The sequence below is a fragment of the Pedobacter sp. Leaf41 genome (genome assembly GCF_001422545.1).
Classification (GTDB): Bacteria; Bacteroidota; Bacteroidia; order Sphingobacteriales; family Sphingobacteriaceae; genus Pedobacter.
Map to the genome: position 1 here is coordinate 239,853 of NZ_LMLE01000011.1, position 25,914 is coordinate 265,766.

A 25,914-nucleotide genomic window follows, 5' to 3' on the forward strand; every position below is an offset into this window, starting at 1 on the left:
AAGCTTATTCAATGACAATTTCTTTATGGAGATACAGCCACCTTGCTTTAGCTGTATCTTCTTTTCTTTTTATTGCACTTGCATCCGTTACAGGTATCATCCTATCATTTAAGCCTGTTGCTGAAAAGATTCAGCCTTATAAATCAAAAGATTTCAATCGGCTTAATGTTGCACAGCTCATCCCGACATTGCAAAAATCCTATACGGATATTGCTGACGTAACCATTGATGCCAATCAATTTGTAAAAGTAAATGGAACAGACTCGAATGAGGAGTCTGGGAACTTTTATGTCGATCCTGAAACTGGCAAGTCATTTGGTAAAGTAGCCAAAGAGAATGAATTTTTTAGGTGGACCACTACTTTACATAGGTCGTTATTTCTGCATGAACTCGGGAGGCTTTTTGTTGGGATTACTGCCTTTCTGTTATTTCTTATTGCAACATCTGGTACAGTTTTGATTATTCAGCGCCAACGCAGCCTAAAGAAATTTTTCGGAAAGATTGTTAAAGATGGCTTTGCACAATATTATCACGTTGTTTTGGGGCGTTTGCTGTTAATTCCTATCATCATCATTTCACTATCTGGTACCTATCTCTCGTTACAACGATTCGGGATTATTAAGGAGGAAAAAATAACGCACAAAATTGATTTCGATGCTTTGAAAACCGCTCCTGCAAAATCGATTAGCGATTTTGAGGTTTTCAAAAATATCCCATTAAGCGATTTACAATCAATCGAATTTCCCTTCTCAGAAGATGTAGAAGATTATTTTACGCTTAAACTTACCGACAGGGAAATTACCGTGAATCAGGTTACGGGAGATATTATTACCCAACAACCTTACTCCAGAGCCACCATTTTTAATAGCCTCAGTATGGATTTACATACTGGTAGGGGAAGTGCCATCTGGGCGATTGTTTTAGCTATTGCCTCGGCAAATATCCTGTTCTTTATTTATTCGGGTTTTGTAATTTGGTGGAAACGCAGCCGTAACGGTATCAAAAATAAATACAAGTTCGATCAGGCAGAATATATTTTACTGGTTGGCTCTGAAAACGGAAGTACCTTTCGTTTTGCCAATGCCATTCAACAGCAGCTGTTAAAGAATGGGAAAAGGGCCTTCATGGCCGAGCTTAATGACTACAAAGTTTATCCAAAGGCCGAGCACATTTTAATTTTTGCGGCAACTTACGGTCAGGGAGATGCGCCGACAAATGCTTCGAAGTTTAAATCGCTCCTCCAAAAGCATAAACAATTATCAACTGTCGATTTTTCGGTAGTTGCCTTTGGTTCTCACGCCTACCCCGATTTTTGCAAGTTTGGCTACGAAGTAAACAATGCTTTGTCTCATGAAGCTTGGGCAAAACCATCGCTCGAAATCCATACCGTAAACGATCGATCTCCAGAGGATTTTATCCGATGGGCAACCTTATGGGCACAGACTTCTCATATCGAGCTGAGTGCTCTTGATAAATTGCTTGTCCTAAAACCTGTGAAAACCCAGGAGTTTCAAGTAGTAGATAAAACAGTTTCAAGCCATGAGGATACTTCATTCATTATCCGCTTAAAGCCTCTAAAAAAATTAAAATTCACTTCGGGTGATTTATTAGCTGTTTATCCGGCAAACGATCATCGAGAACGTTTATATTCCATTGGTAAAATGGATAAAGATGTTCAGTTAAGCGTAAAACTCCATCACGGTGGCTTAGGTTCGGGTTTTTTACATGATCTTAAAATCGATGAGAAATTTAGGGCCGCGGTTGTTAAAAATGCACATTTTCACTTTCCTGCAAAGGCAAAAACGGTAATCATGGTTTCAAACGGAACGGGTATAGCGCCGTTTTTAGGTATGATAGATCAGCACGGTAAAGTGCAGAATATTCATTTATACTGTGGTTTTAGAAATAAAGCATCGTTTACACTTTACGAAAATGCGATCAATAAAGAAGCCAATCTGCTCACATCGCTCCGCGTAGCCTATTCGAGAGAAGGAGAGAAACAATATGTTAAAGATCTTCTTTTAAAAGACCAGTCTTTTGTTTGTCAAACATTAAAAGATAATGGAGTGATTATGCTTTGCGGTTCTTTAAGTATGCAAAAAGATGTGATCGAGTTATTGGATCGATTATGTCAGCAAAACCAGCAAAAAAGTATCAGTTACTATCAATCGAGAGGTCAGATTTTAATGGATTGTTATTAGCCTGAAGTTCAATTAATATTTCTAGAAAGCATTGGTTTAGGCACCGTTTCCGTCGTTGCGAGGCACAGCTTGTCCCGACCGTTCAGGACAAGCAATCTATTTAGGTAAGAAAGATTGCTCCACTCGCAAAAGTCCGGGTTCGCAATGGCATATTGGGATATGTGGAGTGGGTTTTGGCGGAGGGTTTTTTGGTATACGCTATAGCCGCCCAAAGCTCCCTCTCTTCAAGGAGAGGGCGGGGGTGAGGTAAAATAAAGGCAGTAGTTGGGCAAATATTGTAGCCTCCCTCTCCAGAAGACAAGGTTTTAACATTCAGAATTGTGGTAGGATTTACGGCGTAAACGGTAAGATTGCCGTAGTCGTGAAAGCCTCCTTCGCAATGACGATAGTTCTTGTAGAATGCGCACAGCTTGTCCCGACCGTTCGGGACAAGCAATCTATTTAGGTAAGAAAGATTGCTCCACTCGCAAAAGTCCCGGTTCGCAATGGCGTATTGGGATATGTGGAGTGGGTTTTGGCGGAGGGTTTTTTGGTATACGCTATAGCCCCCCAAAGCTCTCTCTCTTCAAGGAGAGGGCGGGGGTGAGGTAAAATAAAGGCAGTAGTTGGGCAAATATTGTAGCCTCCCTCTCCAGAAGACAAGGTTTTAACATTCAGTGGATTAAACGCTTTTAGTAGTTGGGCAAATATTGTAGCCTCCCTCTCCAGAAGACAAGGTTTTAACATTCAGTGGATTAAACGCTTTTAGCTGCCTCTGTTCTTATTTTGCCCTAAGCAAATTGTGGTAGGATTTACGGCGYAAACGGTAAGATTGCCGCAGTCGTGAAAGCCCCCTTCGCAATGCCGATGGTTCTTGTAGAATGCGCACAGCTAGTATGAAAGCATTTTAATTTTTAACGCCTCTGTCTGTATTCTCACAGGCCGAATAGCTAACAAATCAGTAATGGTCTGTGGAAACACAGACCACGGGAGAAAATTCATCAATATTGGTTAATGAAATAAATTAACCCTCAGCTGGTCTCCGAAAAAATGCGGAAAACCTGGTTATACTTCCAGATTCCTATATTCCCTCCTTCCACTTCTTAAGCAATTTCTCACTAATATTTTCGGAATGATAAACCTTTCCATCATCACCAAACATTATACAACTGTAACTCGGATACGCTTTGATCAGTTCGAGTGCTTTATCTTTCCCCAAAACCATCATCGAGGTACTAAAACCATTGGCAAGTTCTGCTTCGGGTCCAAATACGGTTACGCTCGTTAAACCTGTAGCTGGGTAGCCTGTAACGGGGTTAATGATATGAGAATAGCGTTCTCCATTGAACACCACAAATTTTTCATAGCTTCCCGAGGTGACAACGGCAGCACTTTTAAGCGGAACTACCGCAAAAAGGCTGTCTTTATTAAATGGATTGGTAATTCCTATTACCCAATGTTTTGATTTAGGTGGTTTCCCCCAGGTACTCATGTCGCCAGATCCATTTACAATGCCTGCCTTTATCCCTTTCGCAAGCATCATATTTCTACATCGATCTGCAGCATAGCCTTCACCTAATGCCCCAAAACCAATTTTCATTCCCTTAAACCTTAAAAAAATCGTTGAATTTAAACCATCAAGAATAATGTTTTCATAACCTACTTTTTCGACGGATTTTTTTACAGTTTCATCATCAGGCATGGCTGTCATCGATCCATCAAATTTCCAAATCCTATCCATGGCTGCAAAACTAATATCAAATGCACCATTTGTTATTTTCGAAAGGTCAATTGCCCTTTTGGTAAGATCAAAAACTTCCTTGTCAACTTTTACAGGTTTAATTCCCGCATTTCTATTTACTTCCGAAATTTGTGTTTCTGGTTTCCAGTCTGAAATTAAGTATTCAATGCGGATGATTTCTGCGATCACACTATCAATATTTTGTGTGGCAGTTAGGGCATCTTTAGCTACAATAGTAATTTCGAACTTACTGCCCATCAACAAGGTGGTACGTTTCTTTAATACTTGTGCTGATGCTGAAAACTGGAAGAGTGCCAAAAAAATGATAAAGCTGCTTTTCAATGATATGATATTTAAGTAGTAAAGAGTGACTGAAATTTAGAAAGCTATAATAGCTGATCTGAACTATTATTTTGCTATGAATTGATAAAAAGGGACAAACTCACGATGCCAAAACCATTCAGTGTGCTTTCCATCTTCTTTCTCCAAAAAAACAATGTTTTTACTCTTTTCTTTAGAGTTCAAAATATCATACATCTTTTTCGTGTTCTGAACCATCGTAGATCCTTCCTTATCGCCGGCAACAAAAAATATTTTGCTGTGTTTCAAGCCATTTAATTTAGTAGTCACATCAGTATAAATTTGCGGCGCCAACCAAAACGCCGGACTAAAAACGCCAGCCGAGCCAAATGTTTTTGGATGCTGTGCAATGGCGTACAGGGAAATTAAGCCACCCATTGAGCTGCCGGCTATCGAGGTGTTTTCAAAATCTTTCAATGTTCTGTAGTTCGAGTCGATGTGAGGCTTTAATGTTTCCACTAAAAAGGAAACATATGCTTGTCCTTCGCCTTTGCCGTATTGACTGTCGTAAGGATTATATTCTTTTAGCCTATCATTGCCACCATGATCTATTCCTACAACGATCATTTCTTTTGATCCTTCACGAATTAGGCTGTCCATTATCGAATCAACGGCCCATTCATCGGCTCTCGGCGGATTGGCATGAAATAAATTCTGACCGTCCTGCATATAAATAACGGGATAACGCTTGTTAGACTTTGAATAACCTTTAGGTAAATAGATCCAAATCTGACGATGCTTATTCAACTGTGGCATATAAAAAGCAGAATCGACAAGATGAACATGGTCGCCGAAATGATATTTTTCTTTAACCTGCTTAAAATTATCCGACCAATTTGCAATCTCTATATCCATTACAGTATCAACATTCATATTTAAAATTCTGTTTGCTACTGATGTGCCATTTTTTTGGCATTCAGTTTTATCCCAGCTTCCTCGGGTAATTTTAAACTCATGATTTCCTTTTGGCAAATTTAACTCGATTACATAAGTAAGGCTATCTTTTTGCTTTAACATGAAAGCTTCACTACTTGGGTTCCAATCGTTAAAACTGCCAGCAATGAACAGCGTATCTTGTGTTTTTTTAAGAACACTAACATTTAGCAATACCTTAACCTGTGCAATTGAAATGACCGGTAAAAGCAAAATAATGATGAATAGCCTTCCAGTCATAATAAATTTGGTGGTGTAATTAATTGATATCTCAAATTTAAAGGTTGGCGAAAACGAAGTTTAACCTGGCCAATTCAGTTTTAACTTGATTCATACCTATTAAACCACCCGACATGCCGCTAGTTTGCTGGAAAAGATTGACCACTAATTCATTTTTCTCTGCAGGTGTCATGGTCACGCTGAATTTAAAATATTTTACAAACGCTCCCAGCAAAATGCGTTGTATCCTGCTGCCTTTCTCTAAAATTAAATTCCCAAAACCTTGATCTTGTACTTTATATCCTTGTTGTTCTAAATGGTAAACAATTGTTTTAGTCATTTCCTCAACAGATACATTTCCGTACAAATTTGAGATTAACCCATCTACGGTTTGGAGGTTTTTGATAAAATAGGGCATAATTATTTTAGTTGGTTTAAAACATTAAATAGTTTTTTGTTAATTCCGCTTCCACTATAATTGTTGATGTTGATCACAATTACATATCTATTACCTGTAGTGTCGGTATGATAGCCTGCAAAAGCAGAAACATCATTTATCGTTCCACTTTTTATTTTCATGCCATTGTATTCTGGTAAACCTTTATAAAAATCGGCAAACCAGCTTTCTTTTTGAATTTGAAATAGAATGTTGGCCATTGCTGAGGTAGTTACTCTATCGCCAGGAGAAAGTCCGCTACCATCGATGATGTTCAAAGCTGTTTTATCGATTCCTTTTGCTGCCCAATAATTAATTTCTGTTTCTGCACCTTTGGCGGTTGTTGCTGGCTTTCCTGATTTTACGGCAATTGTTTTCAGCAAAGTTTCACCGTATAAATTGATGCTTTTCTTTAAAAACCAATAACTGATTTCACTTAACGTTGGTGAACTAATGGTGCTTATTTTTTGGCTTAGAGATGAAATAGGCTGATTATTTAAAGCAAGGAGCCTTGCTGTTGTAGCTTCCAACTTTGTCGAAATTCCCAATTTCTTCAAGGTGTCCTGCAACCGATAAGCACAATCAAAGGCAGGATCAGGGGTGGCAACAGAGATACCGGATTTGCCAATTCCCATTCCCCAACTACCACGTAAATAAGCTACATTACTGTATGGCGGCAGAAAGGCATAACTTCGATCACCAGTTCCGGAAGCACCGGTTTTCAACTCATTTACCAACTTAATATAGGGCGTTTCAGGTACAGCTTTTATAACTTTAACTTCATCAGCTGTGCTAGCGCCCGGACGTAAATGAATGTCGAACTGATTTTCTCTCCAAGCTAAACCTGAAGTGCCTGCGCCGTAATAGTTTCCTATATCTTGCCAAACCCAACCTTCTGGCGTAGTTTGTGTTCCAAAAATGCTATCGTCACCAATAATCGAACCTTCAATTTTTTTAATTCCTGCAGCTTTTATAGCCGCAACCCATTGAGTTAAAACTGCATTTTCTTTATTTGGATAACGCCAGGAGCCAAGCGTGGGATCGCCACTTCCTATAATCACAAGATTTCCTTTTAAAATACCATCACTTGTGATGTTTCCAGTGTAAGCCAAGGTAGTTTGAAATTGGAAGTCTTTGCCTAAAATACTAAAAGCGGTGGCTGCGGTAATTGTTTTCAATGTTGATGCAGTAGCCAAACCAATTTGTTCATTCTTTGCAAACAGTGTTTTGCCGCTATTAGCATCTAACACACAAAGTGATAAGAGGGCATGTTTCGCCTGCTCATCTGCCAATAAATTATTGAAAGCTTTTTCGAGGTTTTGAATTTTGTTTTGGGCATTAACAAAATGGCCAACGAGCACAAATACGAAAAGAAGGGATATTTTAAAACGCATAAACTAGCTATTGAAGAGGAACAAATATAAAGTTATTTGAAAGCCTAAGCCAATAATTATAGTACCAAACTATTTTATTTGAAAAGCAAAACCTGTAGTACTTGGGTTTGCTTCGGACCCGTTGTGCACTGTAGTCCTCATAAAAAATTCGGAGCTGCCGTTTCCACCGGGTTTATTTTACGCAGTTAGGATTACTATCCACGCCACCTCAACCTGATCAAAGCGAGATGCCGATTTTTATCGGCAGAAGCGGGAGCAGGACAAGTGTAAGTTTAAAGCTACCGAAACTGCTTGCCAAAATAAAGGTTAATTTGTTATGCTATCCATTAAAAAGCTTATTGCGCTTAATTTTTTTTCCTTGGCGCAATTTAACCGCATGGTAAATTGTAGGAACATCATTTGTCCACTTTTTTAAGGTGAACACTATTGCAGCGATTTCCATCCGTGTAACTACTCCAAGCCACAAACAAAGCTCAAATAACACCACAGATTGGCAATGAACCATAATTTCGATGAGTGTTGCGAATAGCGATAAAGTCCAGATTTTGGCACCGATGGAATGCGTAGCAACCTCTTTTTTAAATTTCAGATAGCTAATTAGATAAATCATTACCTCGGCACCGATTAAAATGGCCAGCTTAACAGCGTTGGTTTTGAAAAAATCTGGACATTGGATATAGGTCGCTACAGCAACAGAAATAAAGAAAATTTGATCGATGCCCGAGTCCAATCGCCGCAGTTTTTCTGAAGAAATATTCAGTTTTCTGGCAATGATACCGTCAAAAACATCAGTTAGCAAGCCTATGGTTAAAAGAGAAATGGCGAAAAAAGAATAATGATTTACCTGAAAAACACTAAGCAAAATAATGATAAAGCCGATAGCTAATCTGGAATATATTAATGCTATCGGAATGTTTTTCATGAGTGAAAAGCGCATAAAAAAGCCTCCGTTTTGGTCGGAGGCTTTAAGCTATAGTTAAACTAATTCTTTCTGAATCAGATATTCTGCAATTTGAACTGCGTTGGTTGCAGCACCTTTGCGCAAATTATCTGCAACAATCCAAAGGTTTAAAGCTTTCGGCGCTGATTCATCTCTACGAATACGACCAACAAAAACCTCATCTTTCTCATGTGCATCTTTTGGCATTGGGTATTTTAAGTTTGCTACATCATCAACAACGATAATACCCGGCGATTTTTCTAATATACTACGCACCTCAGCTAAATCGAAATCGTTTTCAAATTCGATGTTAACCGATTCTGAGTGACCGCCCATTACCGGAATACGAACAGTTGTTGCGGTTACTTTAATGTTGTTATCGCTCATGATTTTATTGGTTTCCTTAACCATTTTCATTTCTTCTTTGGTGTAACCATTCTCCATGAAAACGTCGATATGAGGAAGCACATTTAAATCAATTTCGTAAGGATAAGCTTTCGGGCCATCAATCCCTTTGCGCTCATTCATCAATTGTTCAACGGCTTTAACGCCCGTTCCAGTAACCGATTGATAAGTAGAAACCACCACACGTTTGATTTTGTATTTATCGTGTAACGGTTTTAAAACCACTACCATTTGAATGGTAGAGCAGTTTGGATTAGCAATGATTTTATTGTCGATAGAAAGCTCGTGCGCATTAACCTCCGGAACGATTAATTTAACCGCTGGGTCCATTCTCCATGCCGAAGAGTTATCAATAACGGTTGTTCCGGCCTCTTTGAAACGAGGTGCATGCTCTAATGAAGTATTGCCTCCTGCAGAGAATAAAGCGATATCTGGTCTCATGCCAATTGCAGTGTCCATGCTAACGATTGGGAACTTCTTACCCTTAAAAGTAATTTCCTTACCAACACTCTTTTCTGATGCTACGGGAATTAACTCTGTTAAAGGGAAATTTCTCTCCTCCAATACTTTTAACATCACGGTACCAACCAATCCGGTTGCACCTACAACTGCTACTTTCATTTTAAATTTTAATTATTATATTTATTAAACATTTGATATAAGCCCAAATATGGTAAAAATTACGCTTATATCCCTATTGTTATACTTTAAATTTACGGTTGATATTCTAAGTTCTATATTTTCTACAGAATTTATAGGCAATGACACGTTTTACATCTCAACTTTCGCCAAGAAATCCCCTATTACTATTAAACAGAGAAATCCATTTAATATTATCAGTAAAGGTGATATTCTGCTTTCCGAAATTTTATTTAATCCGAAATTGGGAGGCGTTGATTTTGTAGAGATATACAATAATTCTAATCACGAAATTGATTTAAAGGAATTACAGCTTGCAAACGCAAATGCTGCTGGCGAACCTGCAAGTATTAAAAATGTCTCTTCGTCAAAGCTGATGATAGCGCCAGGAAGTTATTGGGTAATTACCACCAATCAAGCGAATATCAAGCTAAATTACCAAACAAAGTTTCCAAATCAATTTGTTCAGATTAGTAGTTTGCCCGCATTTAACAATGATAAAGGAGTGGTCATTTTATTAAGCAATAATCAAGTGCTAGATCGGTTGGACTACAATTCGAAAACTCATCATCCTTTAATCCAGGATGATGATGGGATTTCTTTGGAGCGGGTTTCATTTAATGCAAGCGCAAACGAAGCGGGTAATTTTAAATCAGCAGCAGCTACATCGGGTTTCGCCACGCCCACTTATAAAAATTCTCAAGAATTGACTGGCGATGAGAATTTCGCTCGCTTAATATCTAAAACTTTTTCACCTGATGGCGATAATTTTGAGGATTTGATGATACTCGAATATCAACTTGCTGCAAACGCAAGTTTAGCTACGGTCAACATTTACAATGATAAAGGGAAATTGGTGAAGCAATTGCTAAAAAACCAAACCATTGGTACAAATGGTAATTTAACCTGGGATGGAGTAGGAGAGAACGGGCAGAAAGCCGCTGTTGGAATCTATGTTATTTTATTTGAGTTTTTCGATTTAAAGGGAAATACGAAACGGATCAAAAGTACATGTGTATTGGCCGGGAAGCTGAATTAGAGAACATCTGTAAAAAATATTGAGATCATAATTCCGTAATTAAAATGAGTTTGCCTTAAATCTGCTAAATCATTTTGATCTGCAGAAACCTTTATATCAAATTTGCCTTAATATAATCGCAGCTCGTTTTAATAGAGCCTATTGGATTTGGATTGTAATTATTTTCATGTTCTACAAAAAAGTGCTTCATGCCGGATAACTTTTTTTCGGCAAAAATAGCTTTGAAGTCAATAGAACCTTTACCTACTTCTGTATTCTGTTCAGGCTTGGCTTTATTCATGTCTTTAACGTGCCACATGGGGAAACGACCCGGATACTTTTTAAATAAAGTCAACGGATCGTTTCCTGAGCGAGCAACCCAATATAAATCAAGTTCAAAATTGACAAGATTTTTATCGGTTTCAGTTAAAAAAACATCGTAACCTGTAATATCGCCTAATTTTTTAAATTCGAAATCGTGGTTATGATAAGCGAATTTCAAGCCGGCATTTTTTGCCAGTTCAGCAACTTTATTAAAATCAGAAGCAGTCTTTTTAAAACCATCAATACCTTTTTTAGTATCCACATGGGCACCCGCAATGGTGAAATATTTTCCTCCAATAATTGCGGCTGCTTCGATGTCGGCTTTCAATTTGTCGGTATTGCCGCTTTTAGAATATGCATCCATTAAATAATGTCCACTGGGTGCTTTTAAGCCGTTTGCCTTAAGCAAAGCTTTAAATTCTTTTGGGGTTAAGCCCCAGAATTTTCCATCGCTAAAACCATAAGTTTCTACTTCCTTATATCCCGCTTCGGCGACTTTCTCCATTACGCCTTGTACATTTTTTGGTAGTTCGTCACGCAGTGTGTAAAGCTGAAGCCCCACTGTGTTACTCACTTTATCAAAAGCAAAAGAGGGGATCACCAAAGAGGCACCTGCCATTAGGCTGGCTTGTTTTAAGAAAGTTCGTCTGGCGTTCATAGAAATTAAAGTTATAAAATATTTTTTTTCAAATATGCACAACTAGCCGCAACAGATTCCATTGGATTTGGCTTATAATTTGTTTCATGTTCAACAAAAAAGTGTTTCATACCTGAAAGTTTTGCATCTGCAAAAATTGGTTTCCAGTTAATGCTACCCGAACCAACTTCGGTGTTTAATGCCGGATTTGTTTTGTCCATGTCTTTTACATGCCACATGGTAAAACGACCTGGATTATCAGTAAACAATTTAATCGGATCGTTTCCAGAGCGTACTACCCAATATAAATCCAATTCGAAATCAACTAAATTCTTGTCTGTTTCGTTTAACAGGATTTGGTAACCAGTAGTTTCTCCAAGTTTCTGGAATTCGAAATCGTGGTTATGATAAGCCAATCTTAGGCCAGCATCCTTACACATTTTGCCTGCCACATTAATTTTTGCGGCAATTTTTTTATAATCGTCAGCAGTTTTTCTGATGCTTTGATCCAACCATGGAATGGTTACATATTCGCTACCCAATATTTTTGCAGCAACAATTGCCTCTTCTAGTTCGGCAGTATTACCATCAGTTAAGTAACTTCCCAAGCCATAGTGTCCACTTGGTGCTTTTAAGCCATTAGCATCTAAAAGTTTCTTAAACTCAATTGGGTTCATGCCCCAAAATTGATCTTTGATAGAAAAACCGTAAAGTTCAACTTCGGTGAAACCAGCTTTAGCTACTTTTTCGATAGTGCCTTTTACATCTTTTGGCAACTCAGCCCTTAATGAATATAATTGCAATCCTACTGCTTTCTTTTGCGCTACGCATCCAATTGATGGAGCTAAAATAACTGTTGCAATTGCTAAACAGCTGTTGATGATAAAACTTTTTCTTGATAACATATTAATTGATTAAATATCGCAAATTGAAATGGCCTGTTTTAATGAGGCCATTCGATCTGCATTTTTAGGAATAAACTCTTGTGCTACAAAACCTTTAAAGCCGGTTTCTGCAATGGCTTTCATGATGGCAGGATAATTCAGTTCTTGCGTTTCATCAATTTCGTTTCTGCCTGGTACGCCTGCAGTGTGATAGTGCGCAAAGTATTGCTGGTTATTTTTAATGGTTGAAATCACATCTCCTTCATCTACCTGCATGTGGTAAATATCGTAAAGTAATTTGAAGTTTTCAGAATCTAATCGCTTACAAAGTTCAACTCCCCATGCGGTTTTACTGCATTGATAATCGTGATGATCGATTTTGCTGTTGAGTAATTCCATCACCAGGGTAACCTGATGTTGCTCTGCCAGTGGAATAAGTTGTTTCAATGCTTCTAAGCAATTATTCCAACCGGTTTCATCATCGATGCCTCTTCTATTGCCACTAAAACAGATTAAGTTTTTATACCCTGCTGCTGCAACCATTGGAATCATTTCCGAATAATTCTTGATCAGAATTTTATGAAATTGTTTATCATTGAAACCATCAACTAAATTAATTTCGGCACCATTACACATGGACGACTGCAAACCATGCTTTTTCAATATTGGCCAATCTTTTGGTCCAACCAGATCGATGCCGGTAAGCCCCATTTTTTTACCCTCAATGCAAAGTTCATCCAAACTGAAATCGTTAAAACACCAACGACAAACCGAGTGATTGATATTGCCTTTTAACGGATGGTTTTGCATTGGTGATTCCATGTTTTAAATAAACAAACACCGACTGTGATCTAACAATCGGTGTTTAGTTAATAATTTTGAATAAGATTAAATGGCTTTAGCGTCTATTTCTGATTTCGTTTTATCGTTGAAAGTTAGTGCAAAGAGGATGAATACTGCAGCAGCAATTCCCGCAGGAATCGTCCAAACCATTTTCCAATCTGTTATGGTTCCAGATTTGTATGAATCGGTAATCATACCGGCAACCTCGAAACCAATCAACATACCAACACCGTATGTGGCCAACGTGATTAATCCTTGGGCTGAACTTTTATATTTTTCTCCAGCTTTTGAATTCGTGTAGATTTGACCAGATACAAAGAAAAAATCATAGCAAACGCCATGCAGTGCTATCCCAATGATAAGCATAAAACTTAAGTCGCCGGCATTTCCATAAGCAAATAATATATATCTTAAAGCCCAAGCCATCATACCTACTAAGATGGTTTTTTTGAATCCATATTTTGAAAAGAAAACAGGAATTGCTAGTAGAAACAATGCTTCAGAGATTTGGCCAATAGCCATTTTACCTGTTGGATTAGATACTTTAATATCTGCTAAAAACAAACCTGCATTTTGATAGTAGAATGCTAAAGGTATACAAATCAGAATTGCAGAGATAAAGAATATCGCGAAGTTTTTATCTTTTAGCAATTTAAGGGCATCCAAGCCAATTAAGTCCCCAATTTTAATTTTTTCATTAGCAGATACTTTTGGTGGGGTTTTTGGAAGGGTAAAGCTAAATAAACCAAGCACCAGTGATACTATTCCCGCCATTAGAAAAGTATTCTTAAGTAAACCTGTTTGTATGCCTTCGGGAGAATCCCAGTGAAAAACAAAGCTGATTAGCAAACCGGCAATAATCCATCCAATCGTACCCCAAACACGTATTTTCGAAAACTCTTTTTCTGGATCTTTCATTTGGTTAAACGAAACTGAATTAACCAATGCTAACGTTGGCATAAAGAGAATCATATATCCTAAAACATAAGGATAGAAAACACTTACATCAGGTGCTTTATACATTTGGTACATAAGAACTGCACCAACCAGATGCAAAACACCTAGTATTCTTTCAGCATTGAAATATCTATCTGCAATTAATCCCACTATAAAAGGAGCTATAATTGCACCCCATGATTGTGTTCCAAACACCGAAGCAGATTCGGAACCAGTTGCCTTTAAGTTATTACCCAGGAAGGTTCCCAGCGTTACAAACCAAGCTCCCCAGACAAAGAATTCCAGGAACATCATGGTAGAAAGTTTAAAGCGAGTAGTGCTATTCATTTGGTTTATATAAGGTTAATGTTTAGGCTAAGACAGAGGTTAAGGTTAAGACCAAGGTTAAGGTTTAGGTTGAGAGTAAGGTTGTGATCTCAACCTAAACCTCGACCTCAACTCAAATCTTATTTTATAGTTCTTTTATTGAAATATTTTTGTACCAAACTTCATCGCCATGATCTTGCAATGCAATTTTTCCTGATCTGTAAGTTCCCCAATTTTCCCATTTAGCAAACTTGCTTCCTGCAATTAGGTTTTTCCAGTTTTCATCCCAAAGGGTGGTGTTTACTACTTCAACGCCGTTTAAAACTAAAGTTAAATTTCCTTTTTTGCTGATGATTTCTGCTTTATTCCATTCACCAACGGGTTTAACAGGTTCCGTTTTACTTTTAATGAGGTCATATAAATCACCAGAACGGTGTTTCGTAATTTTTCCATCAGGATGACCATCGTTATCCAATACCTGCATCTCTAAACCAGTCGAGTAGGTAGCATGATATTTTGGCTCTTCGTGTACGTAGAAAATAAGTCCGCTATTTGCTTTTGGAGCTACTTTCCACTCGTATTTTAAATGGAAATCTTTATATTCTTTATCGGTAACTAAATCGCCACCGCCATCTTTTCCTTTAGTTTTAGGATCCAGGTGTAAGGCACCATCTTGAACTTGCCAGGCGCTGCCTACATTAGTTTTGTTATAAGTGTGCCAGCCTGTTGTTGTTTTTCCATCAAATAAAGGCTTGAAACCTTTTTGAGCCTGAGAAATTTGAGTAACTGCCAACAAAATGCAGGCAGATAGGATGAGTTTTTTCATTGTGTGTATGTGAATAGACCTCGTAGATTATTAAAATCTGCGAGGTCTGTAATCAAATTAAAGAGTTAAGTTATTCCAACCAGAACGGTATTCGCGTTTTACGAATTGATTTGCTTCATCAAAATTGGTAATTTTCATATTATCGTTATCCCAAAGCATTTTCATGTATCTTCCAGGATAAGTGTTTTTGCCGTTTACGTTCTTCTTGATATCGAAACTTCTAATGGCAAGGTTTGCCATCAATAGTGCTTCCGTTAGCGGACCAGCGATTTCGAATGGAGAACTAACTTCCTGTTTTCCATAACCTGCAATTGCGGCATCAACCCATTGCGCATAATGACCATTTGCGCCATCTTTTACACGGGCATATTTTTCTTTAACTTTAATGTCTTTGTTTCTGCTTAAAGGCAACAATTTAGGGTTTGCACTATAAGTTTCAGACATCATTTTGCCTTTTGTACCGATAAATAAGGTACCGTTACCACCATCACCAAATGTTTCATTTGCCTCAAGTTCTGCTGGGCGTTCTGGCTGAATTCCGCCGTCCATCCAATGCAAAGTAACATCACCTTTGGTTTTATCTGTTTTAGGGAACTTCAAAGTAACATGGCTTGAAGGAGGGCAGCTTTCAGGGAAATATCCACGTTTAAATTCATCAACGTAAACAGAACCCACACTTGCCTCAACCTCTTTTGCATATTTTAAATTCAGTACACTAAACGGAGCCTCAATTAAGTGGCAACCCATATCACCTAATGCACCTGTTCCATAATCCCACCAGCCACGCCAGTTAAAAGGAACTAATTTATCTACGAAATCTTTCTCAGGAGCGGTACCTAGCCATAAATTCCAGTCTAATTCTTTCGGAATATCAGCCTTTTTTGCAGGCCAGGGAATACCTTGAGGCCAAACCGGACGATCAGTCCATGCATAAACCGTATGTACATCGCCAATTAAACCAGCCTCGTACCATTCTTTCATTTGACGAGGACCATCGTTTGATGCACCCTGGTTACCCATTTGAGTAACCACCTTATATTTCTTTGCAGCAGCCGTTAAAATACGGGCTTCATAAATATCGTGTGTTAAAGGTTTTTGAACATATACATGTTTACCCAATTGCATGGCTGCTAGTGCCTGGATAGCATGGTTATGATCGGGTGTGGAGATAGATACCGCATCGAAATTTTTATGCTCTTTATCTAACATCTCACGATAATCCTTGTAGTATTTTGCTTTAGGAAAGTTTTTAACACTTGTTGCTGCCCTGCGGTCATCTACATCACATAGGTAAGCAATATCGGCTTTTCCACTTTTAGCAAACATATTAATGTCGCTCTGTCCTTTGCCACCAACACCAATACTGGCAATAATTAAACGGTCGCTTGGAGCTAAATAGCCCGGCCCACCCAAAACATGGCGTGGAACGATCATAAATGCAGCTGCAGCTATAGCGCTTGTTTTAATAAAATCACGGCGGTTAGTTGTGCTTTTATTTTCTTGATCTGTTTTCATTTAGTATCTGAAGTTTAATAGGGATTTTAGCTTATTTTTTCTTCAACGAAAGAATGTATTTAACCATCAATTTAGCATCTGCTGGTTTAAGTGTAGAGTGAGCTGTCATTGGCATAGTACCCCAAACCCCTGTACCACCTTTAATAATTTTATCGGCCAGGTAATTGATATTTTTTTCTGTAGCTGGATATTTTTTAGCGATCTCAGTATATGACGGACCGATAATTTTATTCACTTTGTTGTGGCAGCCAATACAATCTGATTTGTTAATCAATTTCTCGCCTGCACTCATTTGAAACTCATGATTGGTTGAACTAGCCGTTGCAACCACCATTTTCTCCTTCTCTAAATCTGCGTTCGAAAAAGACGCCATAAGTATTACTATTGCGCCTAAACCTAAAAATGTTTTTTTCATTGTGTGTGTGTTGTTAATCTTGTAATCCTAATATTTTCTTGTTGAAAGCGCTATCACTGCCCGATGCTGCAAAATCATCAAATGCTTTATCTGTTACATTGATAATGTGTTTCTGAATAAATTCAGAACCTTCGCGAGCACCATCTTCTTGATTTTTTATGCAACATTCCCATTCCATAACGGCCCAACCTTTAAAGTCGTATTGCGCTAATTTACTGAAAATGGTTTTAAAATCAACTTGGCCATCGCCAGGAGAACGATATCTACCGGCTCGGTTGGCCCAACTCTGGTATCCACCAAAAGTACCCTGTTTACCTGTCGGATTAAACTCTGCATCTTTAACATGAAAGGCTTTAATTCTTTCGTGATAAAAATCAATGTACTGAATGTAATCCAATTGCTGTAACACAAAGTGAGATGGATCATACAATAAGCATGCCCGAGGATGATTATTTACCGCTGCAAGGAACATTTCGTAAGTTTCTCCATCAAATAAATCTTCCCCAGGATGAATTTCATAACAAACATCAACCCCGCAATGGTCAAACTCGTTCAATATTGGTGTCCATCGCTTTGCCAATTCTGCAAATCCTTCTTCTACTAAACCGGCAGGCCTTTGTGGCCATGGGTGAAAATATTGCCACAGCAAAGAACCGCTAAATGTAGCATGTGCATTTAAACCCAGGTTTTGCGAAGCTTTAGCTGCATATTTCATTTGTTGAACTGCCCATTCTGTTCTGGCTTTTGCATTGCCATGAACTTCTTTAGGTGCAAAAGCATCGAATAAATCGTTGTATGCCGGGTGCACAGCCACCAACTGACCTTGCAAGTGAGTAGAAAGTTCTGTAATTTCTAAACCATAAGAAGCAATAGTACCTTTCAGCTCATCAGCATAAGTTTTGCTTTCTGCAGCTTTTTGAAGATCGATAAATCTGGCATCCAAAGTTGGCATTTGAATACCTTTAAATCCTAGCCCGGCAGCCCATTGGCAAATATTATCCAAAGAATTGAAGGGCGCTTCATCACTAATAAATTGCGCTAAAAATACTCCGGGTCCTTTTAAAGTCGTCATGCTTAATTTTAAATTTTATAATCCCACCATTTCTGATCGGATTTACTCGAATCTACTACGTTTTCAATAAATGCCATTCCACGAATCCCGTCTTCAGCATTTGGAAAATCAAGCATTTCTACAGTAGGCTGTTCTTTATTTAGTTTTGCATTTATCGTTAGGGCGAAGTTTTTATAGATATTAGCAAAGGCTTCTAAGTAACCTTCTGGATGCCCACCTGGTGTACGGGTGTTGTGTTGTGCAAAACTGCCCATGTATCCATTTCCTGTTCTGTAAATTTGAGCAGGAGCGTTAGACCATTTTACGATTAAGGTATTTGGCTCCATTTGGTGCCACTCCAAGCCACCTTTTTCGCCATATACCTTAATTTTTAAAGCATTTTCTTCACCAGCAGCAATTTGCGAAGCGATTAAAACTCCGTTTGATCCGTTGTCGAATTTCAATAAGACGTTTCCGTCATCATCAATGGCTCTTCCTGGAACAACGATATTTAAATCGGCACAAATTTTAGTAATCTGCAAACCAGAAATATATTCGGCAAGATGAGCAGCGTGGGTACCAATGTCGCCCATACTTCCGCTTTTCCCTGTTTTAGAGGGATCAGTTCTCCAAGCGGCTTGTGCATTTCCTTCTCTTTCTGATAAAGTACTCAGCCAACCCTGAGGATATTCGACAATAATTTTTCTGATTTCGCCTAAAGCACCTTCGCCAACCATTTGTTTGGCTTGCTTAACCATTGGATAACCCGAATAAGTATGGGTTAAACAAAGCGTTAATCCAGTTTCATCAACCTTTGCTTTCAGCTGCTTTGCTTCTTCTAACGTTAATGTCATTGGTTTTTCTATCACCACATTAAAGCCATGTTCTAAGGCCATCATTGCTGGTGCAAAGTGTGCGAAATTCGGGGTTACAATCGTTACGAAGTCAATTTTTTCATCAGCAGGTAATTCGCTTTCTGCTTTGATCATCTCTTCGTAATTGCTATATATTCTGTTATCCGGAAGGAACAATAGTTTTCCAGATTCGTAGCCAACTTCGGGATTTACACTTAAGGCTCCGGCAGAAAGTTCGATTAAACCATCCATGTTCGCAGCCAGGCGATGTACAGCACCGATAAACGCGTCTTTACCGCCGCCTATCATGCCCATTCTTAATTTTCTCTTCATCATTAAAAAGTGGTAAGTTGTAAGCTATAGGTTTTACGTAAAACCTATAACTTACAACTTATAACCAATTTATATATTATTTTTCTTTAGCTCTTTTACAGCATAATCTGCTGCACGGGCGGTTAACGCCATAAAAGTTAAGGATGGATTTTGACAAGCGATTGATGGCATACAAGCTCCATCTGTTACGAAAACGTTGCTCACTTCATGCATTTGATTCCACTTGTTAAGCACTGAAGTTTTTGGATCGTTGCCCATTCTAGCGGTTCCCATTTCATGGATAGCCATGCCTGGATAACAACCGTTGTCGAATGTTTTGATGTTTTTCAATCCTGCTTTTTCTAACATTTCAGCAGCATCGTTCATCATATCAACACGCATTTTCTTTTCGTTTTCTTTGTACTCGCAATCAATGGCTAATACTGGCTGTCCCCATTTGTCTTTCTTAGTTTTATCGATGTATACTTTGTTTTCATAGTAAGGTAACATCTCACCAAAACCACCTAAGCCCATGCTCCATTTACCTGGTTTGGTCATTTTTTCTTTCAAGCCTGAACCAAATGATAATTCGGCCACATCGCTTTGCCAGTTACTTCTGTTTGCACTGCCCTGATAACCGAAACCCCGTAAATAATCGCGTTTATCGTTACCAATATTCTGGTAGCGTGGAACATAAATTCCATTTGCACGGCGGCCATAGGTGTATTTATCATCGAAACCTTCTGCTTCGCCATTGGCACCACAACGGAAATGGTGATCCATTAAGTTGTGACCTAACTGACCACTTGCATTACCCAAGCCGTTTGGATGAGCATCTGAAGTAGAGTTTAATAAAATAAATGTTGTACCCAATGTAGAGCCATTAACGAAAACAATTTTCGCATAGAATTCCATTGTTTCATTGGTTTGCGCATCGATTACCATCACCCCTTTTGCTTTCTTAGTATCCTTATCATAAATAATATGGTTTACGATAGAATATGGTCTAAGTGTTAAGCGTTTGGTAGCCATTGCTGCCGGTAGGGTAGAAGATTGTGTAGAGAAATAGGCTCCAAAAGGGCAGCCACGGCTACATAAATTTCTGTACTGGCAATTTCCGCGGCCTTTATGCGGAACGGTAAGGTTAGCTACACGACCGATCATCATGATACGTTCTCTGTTGTAAGCTTCCTCAATACGTTTTTTAACTGATTTTTCTACAATGTTCATATCCATTGGAGGAAGAAATTCTCCATCCGGACAAAGTGGCCAGTTTTCTTTTGATCCACTGATTCCGGCAAATCGCTCTGCGTAATCATACCATGGAGATAATTCTTTATAGCGCACTGGCCAATCGTTTCCGTGGCCATCTTTGGCGTTATCTTCGAAGTTATGATCGCTTAAACGATAACTTTGACGGCCCCACATTAATGATTTTCCACCAACATGGAAACCACGGTACCAGTCGAAACGCTTATCCTCTGTGTAAGGACATTCCAAATCATTCACCCACCATTTTTCATTGGCTTCCTGATAAGGATAATCTCTTTTTTGTACAGGGTGTGTACGTTTTTGTTCTTCGGTTAATTTTCCTGCATGCTGAAATTCCCAAGGGCTTTTCATCGCGTTTTCATAACCGGTAATGTGTTCAATGTTCATTCCTCTTTCGAGCATGAGCACTTTTAGTCCTTTTTCAGTAAGTTCTTTTGCAGCCCAGCCGCCACTAATCCCCGATCCTATAACAATAGCATCGTAAGTATTTTCTGCTTTTAAATTTGTATTTAAATTCATGATGTTTTGTTTGTTGTAGTTTAGAAATTAGGTTGCCCAAGATTTTTGTCCAGGTTTTAATGGTGCACTTCCGTCATACCTTCCGGGAACAAGGATGTATTCACGAGCTTGTGTACAACCAATTTCTGACGCGTAATAGCCTAGTAAAGTCAGGTCTCTCGCTGTGATAAAAAAGTAAGCCAGATCTTCGTTTTCGGGTGCTTTGGTTTCTTTTTGAGCGATAGACATGAGTCTTAAATCCACCATTAGTTTGGTGCGTTCTGCAACACTTAAGCTCATGTAATTTTTCCCAAAATCTTTCATTGCTTTTTGCTGAAGTTGCTCAAAGCCTTTTGCAAATGATGTTTGCATTTTAGCTGGATAACAATCTTTCATCATCATCGGAATAAATTTGCCTAAACCAGCAGCCTTGGCACCCGGAGATGACTTAGTGGTGGGCACGATAATATTCGCAAATTCAGCAAAGATTTTTTCATCCTGAACAGAGAATGATACAAAGTTTTTTTCGTTTTCAGGGAGCGTAAAACTTTCGAATAGAACGCCCATTGTGCTTGCAGATATTGCTCCTCCAAGTAAAAATGCGACGTTTTTGAGTGCTTCTCTTCTGTGCATCGTTGTATATTTTTTATATTGGTTCTTTATGCGTTGAATGAGTAATATTAGAAAAAATATGGCGTAAAAATCAAATCTGACTGTCTAATTTAACAATCTGCAATGCGATTGTTACTACATAGAATTGTTCTAAATAAGATGATTATGACCGTCTCACTAACGTTTATTTGGTGTTTTTCTTTGTTCTATGCTTCGTGTGAATTATACAATATCTATATATAAAAGCAATATTCACTTGTAAAAAGAATGCCTAAGCTAAATCAAGTTGCTTTTAACATAGTTGTAACTTTCGGTTATACTTTGGTAAACGTCTTTTTTAATCAAATCTTGTTCGGTAAAAATATAATCTAAACCTGCCAATTTCGACTCCGCAAAAATACTTTTGAAATCAATTCTTCCTGAACCTACCTCGGCGAAAACACTTTTATCTTGTTTATCCATATCCTTAACATGAAACATTTTATAACGCCCAGGATTTTTCTTAAATAAATCTACAGGATTTAAGCCAGCATTTACAGCCCAGAAAATATCAAGTTCAAAACTTACCAGGTTTGCATCGGTTTCATTTAACAAAATATCGTAGCCAGTGGCGCCATTTCCCTGATCTTTATATTCAAAGTTATGGTTATGGTAAGCTAACTTTAAACCAGCCTTTTTACAAAGTTCGCCTGCTGTATTAAATTTAGTAGCCATTCGTTTGTAATCGTCTAAAGTTCCATTTGTTCGCACATCAGTTGGAAGGGCAGGAATAACAAAATATTTTTGTCCGACACTATTTGCCACTTCTATATGTGTTTTAAGTGTTTTATCATCTCCACTTGATAAAAATTCGGATGTATTGTAATGCCCGCTAGGCGAAGTGATTTTATTATCTTTCAATAATCCATTAAAATCCTTGGCTGGTAAACCCCAAAACCCTTTTACCTCATATTTGCCGGGGTATCCGTAATAGGTTTCTACCTGATTATAACCAATTTTGGCCACCTGTTCTATCGTGGCTTTAACATCGGCCGTAAGTTGCTCTCTTACCGTAAACAGGCCTATGCCAATCTTCGAAATTTTAGCTGGTTGTGCGAATGCAGAAGTAATAATCGATGGACTTATAAATGCCGCGGCACCTGCTAAACCTGCCTTTTGTAGAAATGATCTTCTTGTTGTCATGATGTGTTAAATTAAAAAGCCGGAGCATAAACTCCGGCTTTGAATGTTACAATGAATAAGCCAATGATCCCCAGAAAGTACGTTGAAGTAAAGTTCGGCCAATCATCAATTGACCAGGCGTTACAGTAGAGAAATCTCTGAATTGATCTCCACGAACGTCACCTTCAGTCAACACTTTCGCATCTAACAAGTTGTCTGCCCAAAATCTTATCGCCACTTTTTTGCTGAAGTTATAACCGGCACCAGCTTTCATTACCACATATCCTGGTAACTTATAGCTTTCGCTAGGAGAGGTGAAGCGACTACCAACATAGTTTGCAGCCACGTATAAATTAAAGTTTTTAAAATCGTAATTAGCTCCTAACTCAGTGTTTAAAACAGGAACCCTCTCCGTTCTATTGCCGGTAAAACTATACACTCGATTCCCGAATTCTGCTGCAACAGCGGCGTTTCCACTAGTGTTGGCTTCGTAATCGGTATATTTCGAATCTTGTAAAGTACCGGTAAATCTTAAACTTAAAGGTTTAAATATTTTATACGAAATTTCGTATTCTGCACTCCAGGTACGGGTAGAACCAAAAGCAACCAGGGCTTGTTGGCCAGCTGCAACCGTTGGTACATTAATGGTTAATGAAACATTTTTGATTGCTGAATAACTTCCAGAGGCAAAAATAGCCAGGTTGTTTTTAGCATATTTAAAACCCACTTCGCCTAAGTACACCGGACGTTTCTTAATGTTTGCACCATTATAAGCCGATGCATTATAATCGCCAATATTTGGTGCATTGTACGCTTTGGTAGCACGAGCAAACATACTAGCTGTAGTGCTTATTTTGTAATTTGCACCTACTGAAGCAGACCAGTTTGTTAACGTCTCATCGTAAGCGGTATAACCTAAAATATTAGGACTTGCCGCTGCCGCAATGTTCACTGTTCCGTTAGCATTCAATGCGTAGTAAGGTCTGTCGCCCTTTACATTCTGGTTATCGATTCTTGCACCGATATCCAAACGCCATTGCTCAGAAATTTTGATTTCATCACCAGCATACAACGATAAAGTTCTTGTGTCACCAATAAAGGTGTTTTTAGTTTGTATTGTACGCTCAAGGGCATTTGGCGATTGTAATATAATGCTTGGGTGTTCTTTGAATTCGGTAAAAGAACGGAAAGCAAAACGTAAATCATCTCTATTGTATTGATGAATACCTGCACCAATGTTTAAACTGTGGTTTTTAATGGTTTTCTTCAAATCCAGGTAATTTACAATTTGAACATCGCTATTAAGTTGGCCTTGGGCATTTGAGGTTACCACATAATCTCCTGAAACAAAAGGCGCCACTGCTCCACCTGGATAATAATAAGGAACAGCTGATGTTCTTGCGGTTATACCTGCAGGTGCGGTATAAGTACTGTTGGTGTGCGTATTTTGGTAGCGGAAGTTGTTCACAATCTGCCATCCGCCATCTGTTAAATAATTAAATTGAAACCCTGCAGAACCCAGTTTGGTATGGATACCATCTTTTAAACTGAAGCTGTGAGCGCCGGTTGTAGGATCATTGTAACTCCAATCGGTTTGCAAAGGCACAATTGATTGCGTAGCCATGTTATAATCGCGGTAGGTGGTAGGCTTGCCTGTTCCATCGTATGGATAATAGCTGGTTAATAAAAACTGAACCTTATCATTTAAGTACTTACCATATACACGAATAAAACCTTTGTTGTTTTTGAAATTAAAAGTCATGTTGCCTTTAATTTGTCCACCTTGGTTGGCTGGATTAAAACCTTGATCGACAACGCCATTATCTGTACGATAAAAACCACCAATGTTGTATTTAATCTGATCATTTATTTTTCCACCAGTATTCCCATCAAAGCGGTATAAACCTTGAGAAAATCCTGTGGTAAATTTCACCTGGCCATATTGTTTGTCGGCACCAACGTAACTCAAATTATTAACCACTGCACCTGGCGTATTTGCTTGTATAATGGAAGCATTACCACCTCTTACAGCTTCAATGTTTTGGATGGTTAAATCAGTTTTATAGTATTGATCTACCGATGGATTGGTGTTGAATCCGGTGGGCAAAAGTGGTAAGCCATCTTCTTGGATACCTAAAAAGATGTATCCGCCTTGTTGTGGAAAACCACGTACCCAAACATTACCTGGTCCATCGCCACCCGTGCTTTCTACCGTTAAACCGGGTATCGCTTTCAACAAATCGGTACTGTTTAATGGTGCTCTATTGGTAATGTCTTTATTGCTTACGGAAGTGATTGCTACCGAACTTTCGAGTTTTTTCTTTGGATTACCGCCTGTTACCATTACACTTTCCAGTTGAAGATTATCTTCTGATAAGCTAATGCTAATGTTTTCATCGGCATTGCCAGCCGAAAGACTTACTTCTTTAGAAATATAACCTACATAACGCACCACTAAGATGCGGCTATCAACCGTAAGTCCTTTTAGTGCGAAATTTCCATTTTCATCGGTGGTGGTACCGATTGTTTTGCCTTTTACGGTTATAGAAACGCCAGGAATTGGATTGCCTTTGCTATCTAAAACCTTACCGGTAACTACACCATCGAAGGCTTTCAGCAACTCCAGATTGTTATTAGCAGGAATAGAATAGAGTAAAATTTGATCTTTAACTATCCTATATCCCACGTCATAACGTTTTAGCGAATTCTCAAGAAAGTATTTAAGTTTTTGGTTTACTACATTGATAGAGATTTTTCTATCAGAATTTATTAATTGCGGACTGTACACAAACTTTACGTTTGCTAACATTTCTGTTTTGGAGATAATGGTCTTAATATCAGTTTGATCGGCTTTGATCGAAATTGGTTTATTTAAAAATTCCTGAGCGTCGACATTTTTGGCAAATGCAGCACAAGTGAAAATAGTTATTGCAAGTATTTGGTAAATCGAAACTCTCATTGCATATATCGCCAGCGAAATAAGTTGATTTTTTTTCATAAATTTGGTTATTGTTCATTAAATGATTGGATTTATTGGACATAGAAATACCATGAATACATTCTAACGTATTTAACTCGCCGGCAATGCCCCACATTGTCGGCTTTGTTTTTTAGAAATATTATGGATAGGTAGCGGCGGCTACTGACTGAAATAGGTTACTGCTTTCTTCATAATTTTATAT

The 25,914-nt window shown here is 38.4% G+C and carries 21 protein-coding genes; 2 read left to right on the plus strand and 19 right to left on the minus strand.

Annotated features, from left to right (window positions below; all coding sequences use genetic code 11):
- Positions 1-11: 11 nt before the first annotated feature.
- Complete coding sequence (locus ASE92_RS18710) at positions 12-2,201, plus strand: PepSY domain-containing protein (RefSeq protein WP_056851645.1); 2,190 nt, start codon at positions 12-14, stop codon at positions 2,199-2,201.
- A 1,060-nt stretch (positions 2,202-3,261) separates the two neighbouring features.
- On the opposite strand, the gene ASE92_RS18720 is transcribed toward ASE92_RS18710, so the two are convergent.
- The 6 genes from ASE92_RS18720 to ASE92_RS18745 form a co-directional block, all read right to left on the minus strand.
- Positions 3,262-4,263, minus strand: coding sequence for an FAD:protein FMN transferase (locus tag ASE92_RS18720; RefSeq protein WP_235527399.1), 1,002 nt, complete (start codon positions 4,261-4,263; stop codon positions 3,262-3,264).
- Positions 4,264-4,329: 66 nt separating this feature from the next.
- Positions 4,330-5,454 carry an alpha/beta hydrolase-fold protein gene (locus ASE92_RS18725; protein ID WP_056851648.1) on the minus strand — a complete coding sequence of 375 codons (1,125 nt, stop codon included), beginning with the start codon at positions 5,452-5,454 and terminating at the stop codon, positions 4,330-4,332.
- Positions 5,455-5,491: 37 nt separating this feature from the next.
- Positions 5,492-5,851 (minus strand): hypothetical protein, encoded by a 360-nt coding sequence (locus tag ASE92_RS18730; protein WP_056851649.1) that lies wholly within the window; start codon positions 5,849-5,851, stop codon positions 5,492-5,494.
- A 2-nt stretch (positions 5,852-5,853) separates the two neighbouring features.
- Entirely contained in the window at positions 5,854-7,263 is a 1,410-nt protein-coding gene (dacB, locus tag ASE92_RS18735; RefSeq protein ID WP_056851650.1) for a D-alanyl-D-alanine carboxypeptidase/D-alanyl-D-alanine-endopeptidase, read from the minus strand.
- Positions 7,264-7,582: 319 nt separating this feature from the next.
- On the minus strand, positions 7,583-8,200 hold the full coding sequence (locus ASE92_RS18740) for a CDP-alcohol phosphatidyltransferase family protein (RefSeq protein WP_056851651.1): 618 nt from the start codon (positions 8,198-8,200) through the stop codon (positions 7,583-7,585).
- A gap of 39 nt (positions 8,201-8,239) precedes the next feature.
- Positions 8,240-9,229: an aspartate-semialdehyde dehydrogenase gene (locus ASE92_RS18745; protein ID WP_056851652.1), complete on the minus strand. Its 990-nt coding sequence runs from the start codon at positions 9,227-9,229 to the stop codon at positions 8,240-8,242.
- A gap of 49 nt (positions 9,230-9,278) precedes the next feature.
- Between ASE92_RS18745 and ASE92_RS18750 the strand changes: the two genes are divergently transcribed.
- A complete protein-coding gene (locus tag ASE92_RS18750) occupies positions 9,279-10,286 on the plus strand; it encodes a lamin tail domain-containing protein (RefSeq protein WP_056851653.1) in 1,008 nt (335 codons plus the stop codon).
- A gap of 91 nt (positions 10,287-10,377) precedes the next feature.
- Here ASE92_RS18750 and ASE92_RS18755 read toward each other — a convergent pair whose 3' ends face one another.
- The 13 genes from ASE92_RS18755 to ASE92_RS18815 all read right to left on the minus strand — a co-directional run bounded on the left by ASE92_RS18755 (position 10,378) and on the right by ASE92_RS18815 (position 25,730).
- Positions 10,378-11,247 carry a sugar phosphate isomerase/epimerase gene (locus ASE92_RS18755; RefSeq protein ID WP_056851654.1) on the minus strand — a complete coding sequence of 290 codons (870 nt, stop codon included), beginning with the start codon at positions 11,245-11,247 and terminating at the stop codon, positions 10,378-10,380.
- Positions 11,248-11,258: 11 nt separating this feature from the next.
- The gene (locus ASE92_RS18760; RefSeq protein ID WP_056851655.1) at positions 11,259-12,131 is read right to left on the minus strand and encodes a sugar phosphate isomerase/epimerase; all 873 of its coding nucleotides are present in this window, start codon (positions 12,129-12,131) and stop codon (positions 11,259-11,261) included.
- 9 nt (positions 12,132-12,140) lie between these two features.
- Entirely contained in the window at positions 12,141-12,932 is a 792-nt protein-coding gene (locus tag ASE92_RS18765; RefSeq protein WP_056851656.1) for a hydroxypyruvate isomerase family protein, read from the minus strand.
- 66 nt (positions 12,933-12,998) lie between these two features.
- Positions 12,999-14,237: a nucleoside permease gene (locus ASE92_RS18770; protein ID WP_056851657.1), complete on the minus strand. Its 1,239-nt coding sequence runs from the start codon at positions 14,235-14,237 to the stop codon at positions 12,999-13,001.
- 124 nt (positions 14,238-14,361) lie between these two features.
- On the minus strand, positions 14,362-15,042 hold the full coding sequence (locus ASE92_RS18775) for a DUF1080 domain-containing protein (protein WP_056851658.1): 681 nt from the start codon (positions 15,040-15,042) through the stop codon (positions 14,362-14,364).
- A gap of 57 nt (positions 15,043-15,099) precedes the next feature.
- Positions 15,100-16,557 carry a Gfo/Idh/MocA family protein gene (locus ASE92_RS18780; RefSeq protein ID WP_056851659.1) on the minus strand — a complete coding sequence of 486 codons (1,458 nt, stop codon included), beginning with the start codon at positions 16,555-16,557 and terminating at the stop codon, positions 15,100-15,102.
- Positions 16,558-16,588: 31 nt separating this feature from the next.
- Complete coding sequence (locus ASE92_RS18785; protein ID WP_056851660.1) at positions 16,589-16,972, minus strand: c-type cytochrome; 384 nt, start codon at positions 16,970-16,972, stop codon at positions 16,589-16,591.
- 13 nt (positions 16,973-16,985) lie between these two features.
- Positions 16,986-18,044: a sugar phosphate isomerase/epimerase gene (locus tag ASE92_RS18790; protein WP_056851661.1), complete on the minus strand. Its 1,059-nt coding sequence runs from the start codon at positions 18,042-18,044 to the stop codon at positions 16,986-16,988.
- 8 nt (positions 18,045-18,052) lie between these two features.
- Entirely contained in the window at positions 18,053-19,210 is a 1,158-nt protein-coding gene (locus tag ASE92_RS18795; RefSeq protein ID WP_082455135.1) for a Gfo/Idh/MocA family protein, read from the minus strand.
- A gap of 69 nt (positions 19,211-19,279) precedes the next feature.
- A complete protein-coding gene (locus ASE92_RS18800; RefSeq protein WP_200926461.1) occupies positions 19,280-20,980 on the minus strand; it encodes a GMC oxidoreductase in 1,701 nt (566 codons plus the stop codon).
- Between the two features lie 27 nt (positions 20,981-21,007).
- A complete protein-coding gene (locus ASE92_RS18805) occupies positions 21,008-21,592 on the minus strand; it encodes a gluconate 2-dehydrogenase subunit 3 family protein (RefSeq protein ID WP_056851664.1) in 585 nt (194 codons plus the stop codon).
- Between the two features lie 255 nt (positions 21,593-21,847).
- Positions 21,848-22,753 (minus strand): TIM barrel protein, encoded by a 906-nt coding sequence (locus ASE92_RS18810; protein ID WP_056851665.1) that lies wholly within the window; start codon positions 22,751-22,753, stop codon positions 21,848-21,850.
- Positions 22,754-22,799: 46 nt separating this feature from the next.
- Positions 22,800-25,730 carry a TonB-dependent receptor gene (locus ASE92_RS18815; RefSeq protein WP_056851666.1) on the minus strand — a complete coding sequence of 977 codons (2,931 nt, stop codon included), beginning with the start codon at positions 25,728-25,730 and terminating at the stop codon, positions 22,800-22,802.
- Positions 25,731-25,914 lie beyond the last annotated feature (184 nt).

What these genes read in the sequence shown, in the direction of transcription:
- ASE92_RS18710 (WP_056851645.1), top strand. Translation starts at nt 12, where the DNA reads ATGACAATTTCTTTATGGAGATACAGCCACCTTGCTTTAGCTGTATCT.
- ASE92_RS18725 (WP_056851648.1), bottom strand. Translation starts at nt 5,454, where the DNA reads ATGACTGGAAGGCTATTCATCATTATTTTGCTTTTACCGGTCATTTCA.
- ASE92_RS18730 (WP_056851649.1), bottom strand. Translation starts at nt 5,851, where the DNA reads ATGCCCTATTTTATCAAAAACCTCCAAACCGTAGATGGGTTAATCTCA.
- dacB (WP_056851650.1), bottom strand. Translation starts at nt 7,263, where the DNA reads ATGCGTTTTAAAATATCCCTTCTTTTCGTATTTGTGCTCGTTGGCCAT.
- ASE92_RS18740 (WP_056851651.1), bottom strand. Translation starts at nt 8,200, where the DNA reads ATGCGCTTTTCACTCATGAAAAACATTCCGATAGCATTAATATATTCC.
- ASE92_RS18745 (WP_056851652.1), bottom strand. Translation starts at nt 9,229, where the DNA reads ATGAAAGTAGCAGTTGTAGGTGCAACCGGATTGGTTGGTACCGTGATG.
- ASE92_RS18750 (WP_056851653.1), top strand. Translation starts at nt 9,279, where the DNA reads ATGGTAAAAATTACGCTTATATCCCTATTGTTATACTTTAAATTTACG.
- ASE92_RS18755 (WP_056851654.1), bottom strand. Translation starts at nt 11,247, where the DNA reads ATGAACGCCAGACGAACTTTCTTAAAACAAGCCAGCCTAATGGCAGGT.
- ASE92_RS18760 (WP_056851655.1), bottom strand. Translation starts at nt 12,131, where the DNA reads ATGTTATCAAGAAAAAGTTTTATCATCAACAGCTGTTTAGCAATTGCA.
- ASE92_RS18765 (WP_056851656.1), bottom strand. Translation starts at nt 12,932, where the DNA reads ATGGAATCACCAATGCAAAACCATCCGTTAAAAGGCAATATCAATCAC.
- ASE92_RS18770 (WP_056851657.1), bottom strand. Translation starts at nt 14,237, where the DNA reads ATGAATAGCACTACTCGCTTTAAACTTTCTACCATGATGTTCCTGGAA.
- ASE92_RS18775 (WP_056851658.1), bottom strand. Translation starts at nt 15,042, where the DNA reads ATGAAAAAACTCATCCTATCTGCCTGCATTTTGTTGGCAGTTACTCAA.
- ASE92_RS18780 (WP_056851659.1), bottom strand. Translation starts at nt 16,557, where the DNA reads ATGAAAACAGATCAAGAAAATAAAAGCACAACTAACCGCCGTGATTTT.
- ASE92_RS18785 (WP_056851660.1), bottom strand. Translation starts at nt 16,972, where the DNA reads ATGAAAAAAACATTTTTAGGTTTAGGCGCAATAGTAATACTTATGGCG.
- ASE92_RS18790 (WP_056851661.1), bottom strand. Translation starts at nt 18,044, where the DNA reads ATGACGACTTTAAAAGGACCCGGAGTATTTTTAGCGCAATTTATTAGT.
- ASE92_RS18795 (WP_082455135.1), bottom strand. Translation starts at nt 19,210, where the DNA reads ATGAAGAGAAAATTAAGAATGGGCATGATAGGCGGCGGTAAAGACGCG.
- ASE92_RS18800 (WP_200926461.1), bottom strand. Translation starts at nt 20,980, where the DNA reads ATGAATTTAAATACAAATTTAAAAGCAGAAAATACTTACGATGCTATT.
- ASE92_RS18805 (WP_056851664.1), bottom strand. Translation starts at nt 21,592, where the DNA reads ATGCACAGAAGAGAAGCACTCAAAAACGTCGCATTTTTACTTGGAGGA.
- ASE92_RS18810 (WP_056851665.1), bottom strand. Translation starts at nt 22,753, where the DNA reads ATGACAACAAGAAGATCATTTCTACAAAAGGCAGGTTTAGCAGGTGCC.
- ASE92_RS18815 (WP_056851666.1), bottom strand. Translation starts at nt 25,730, where the DNA reads ATGAAAAAAAATCAACTTATTTCGCTGGCGATATATGCAATGAGAGTT.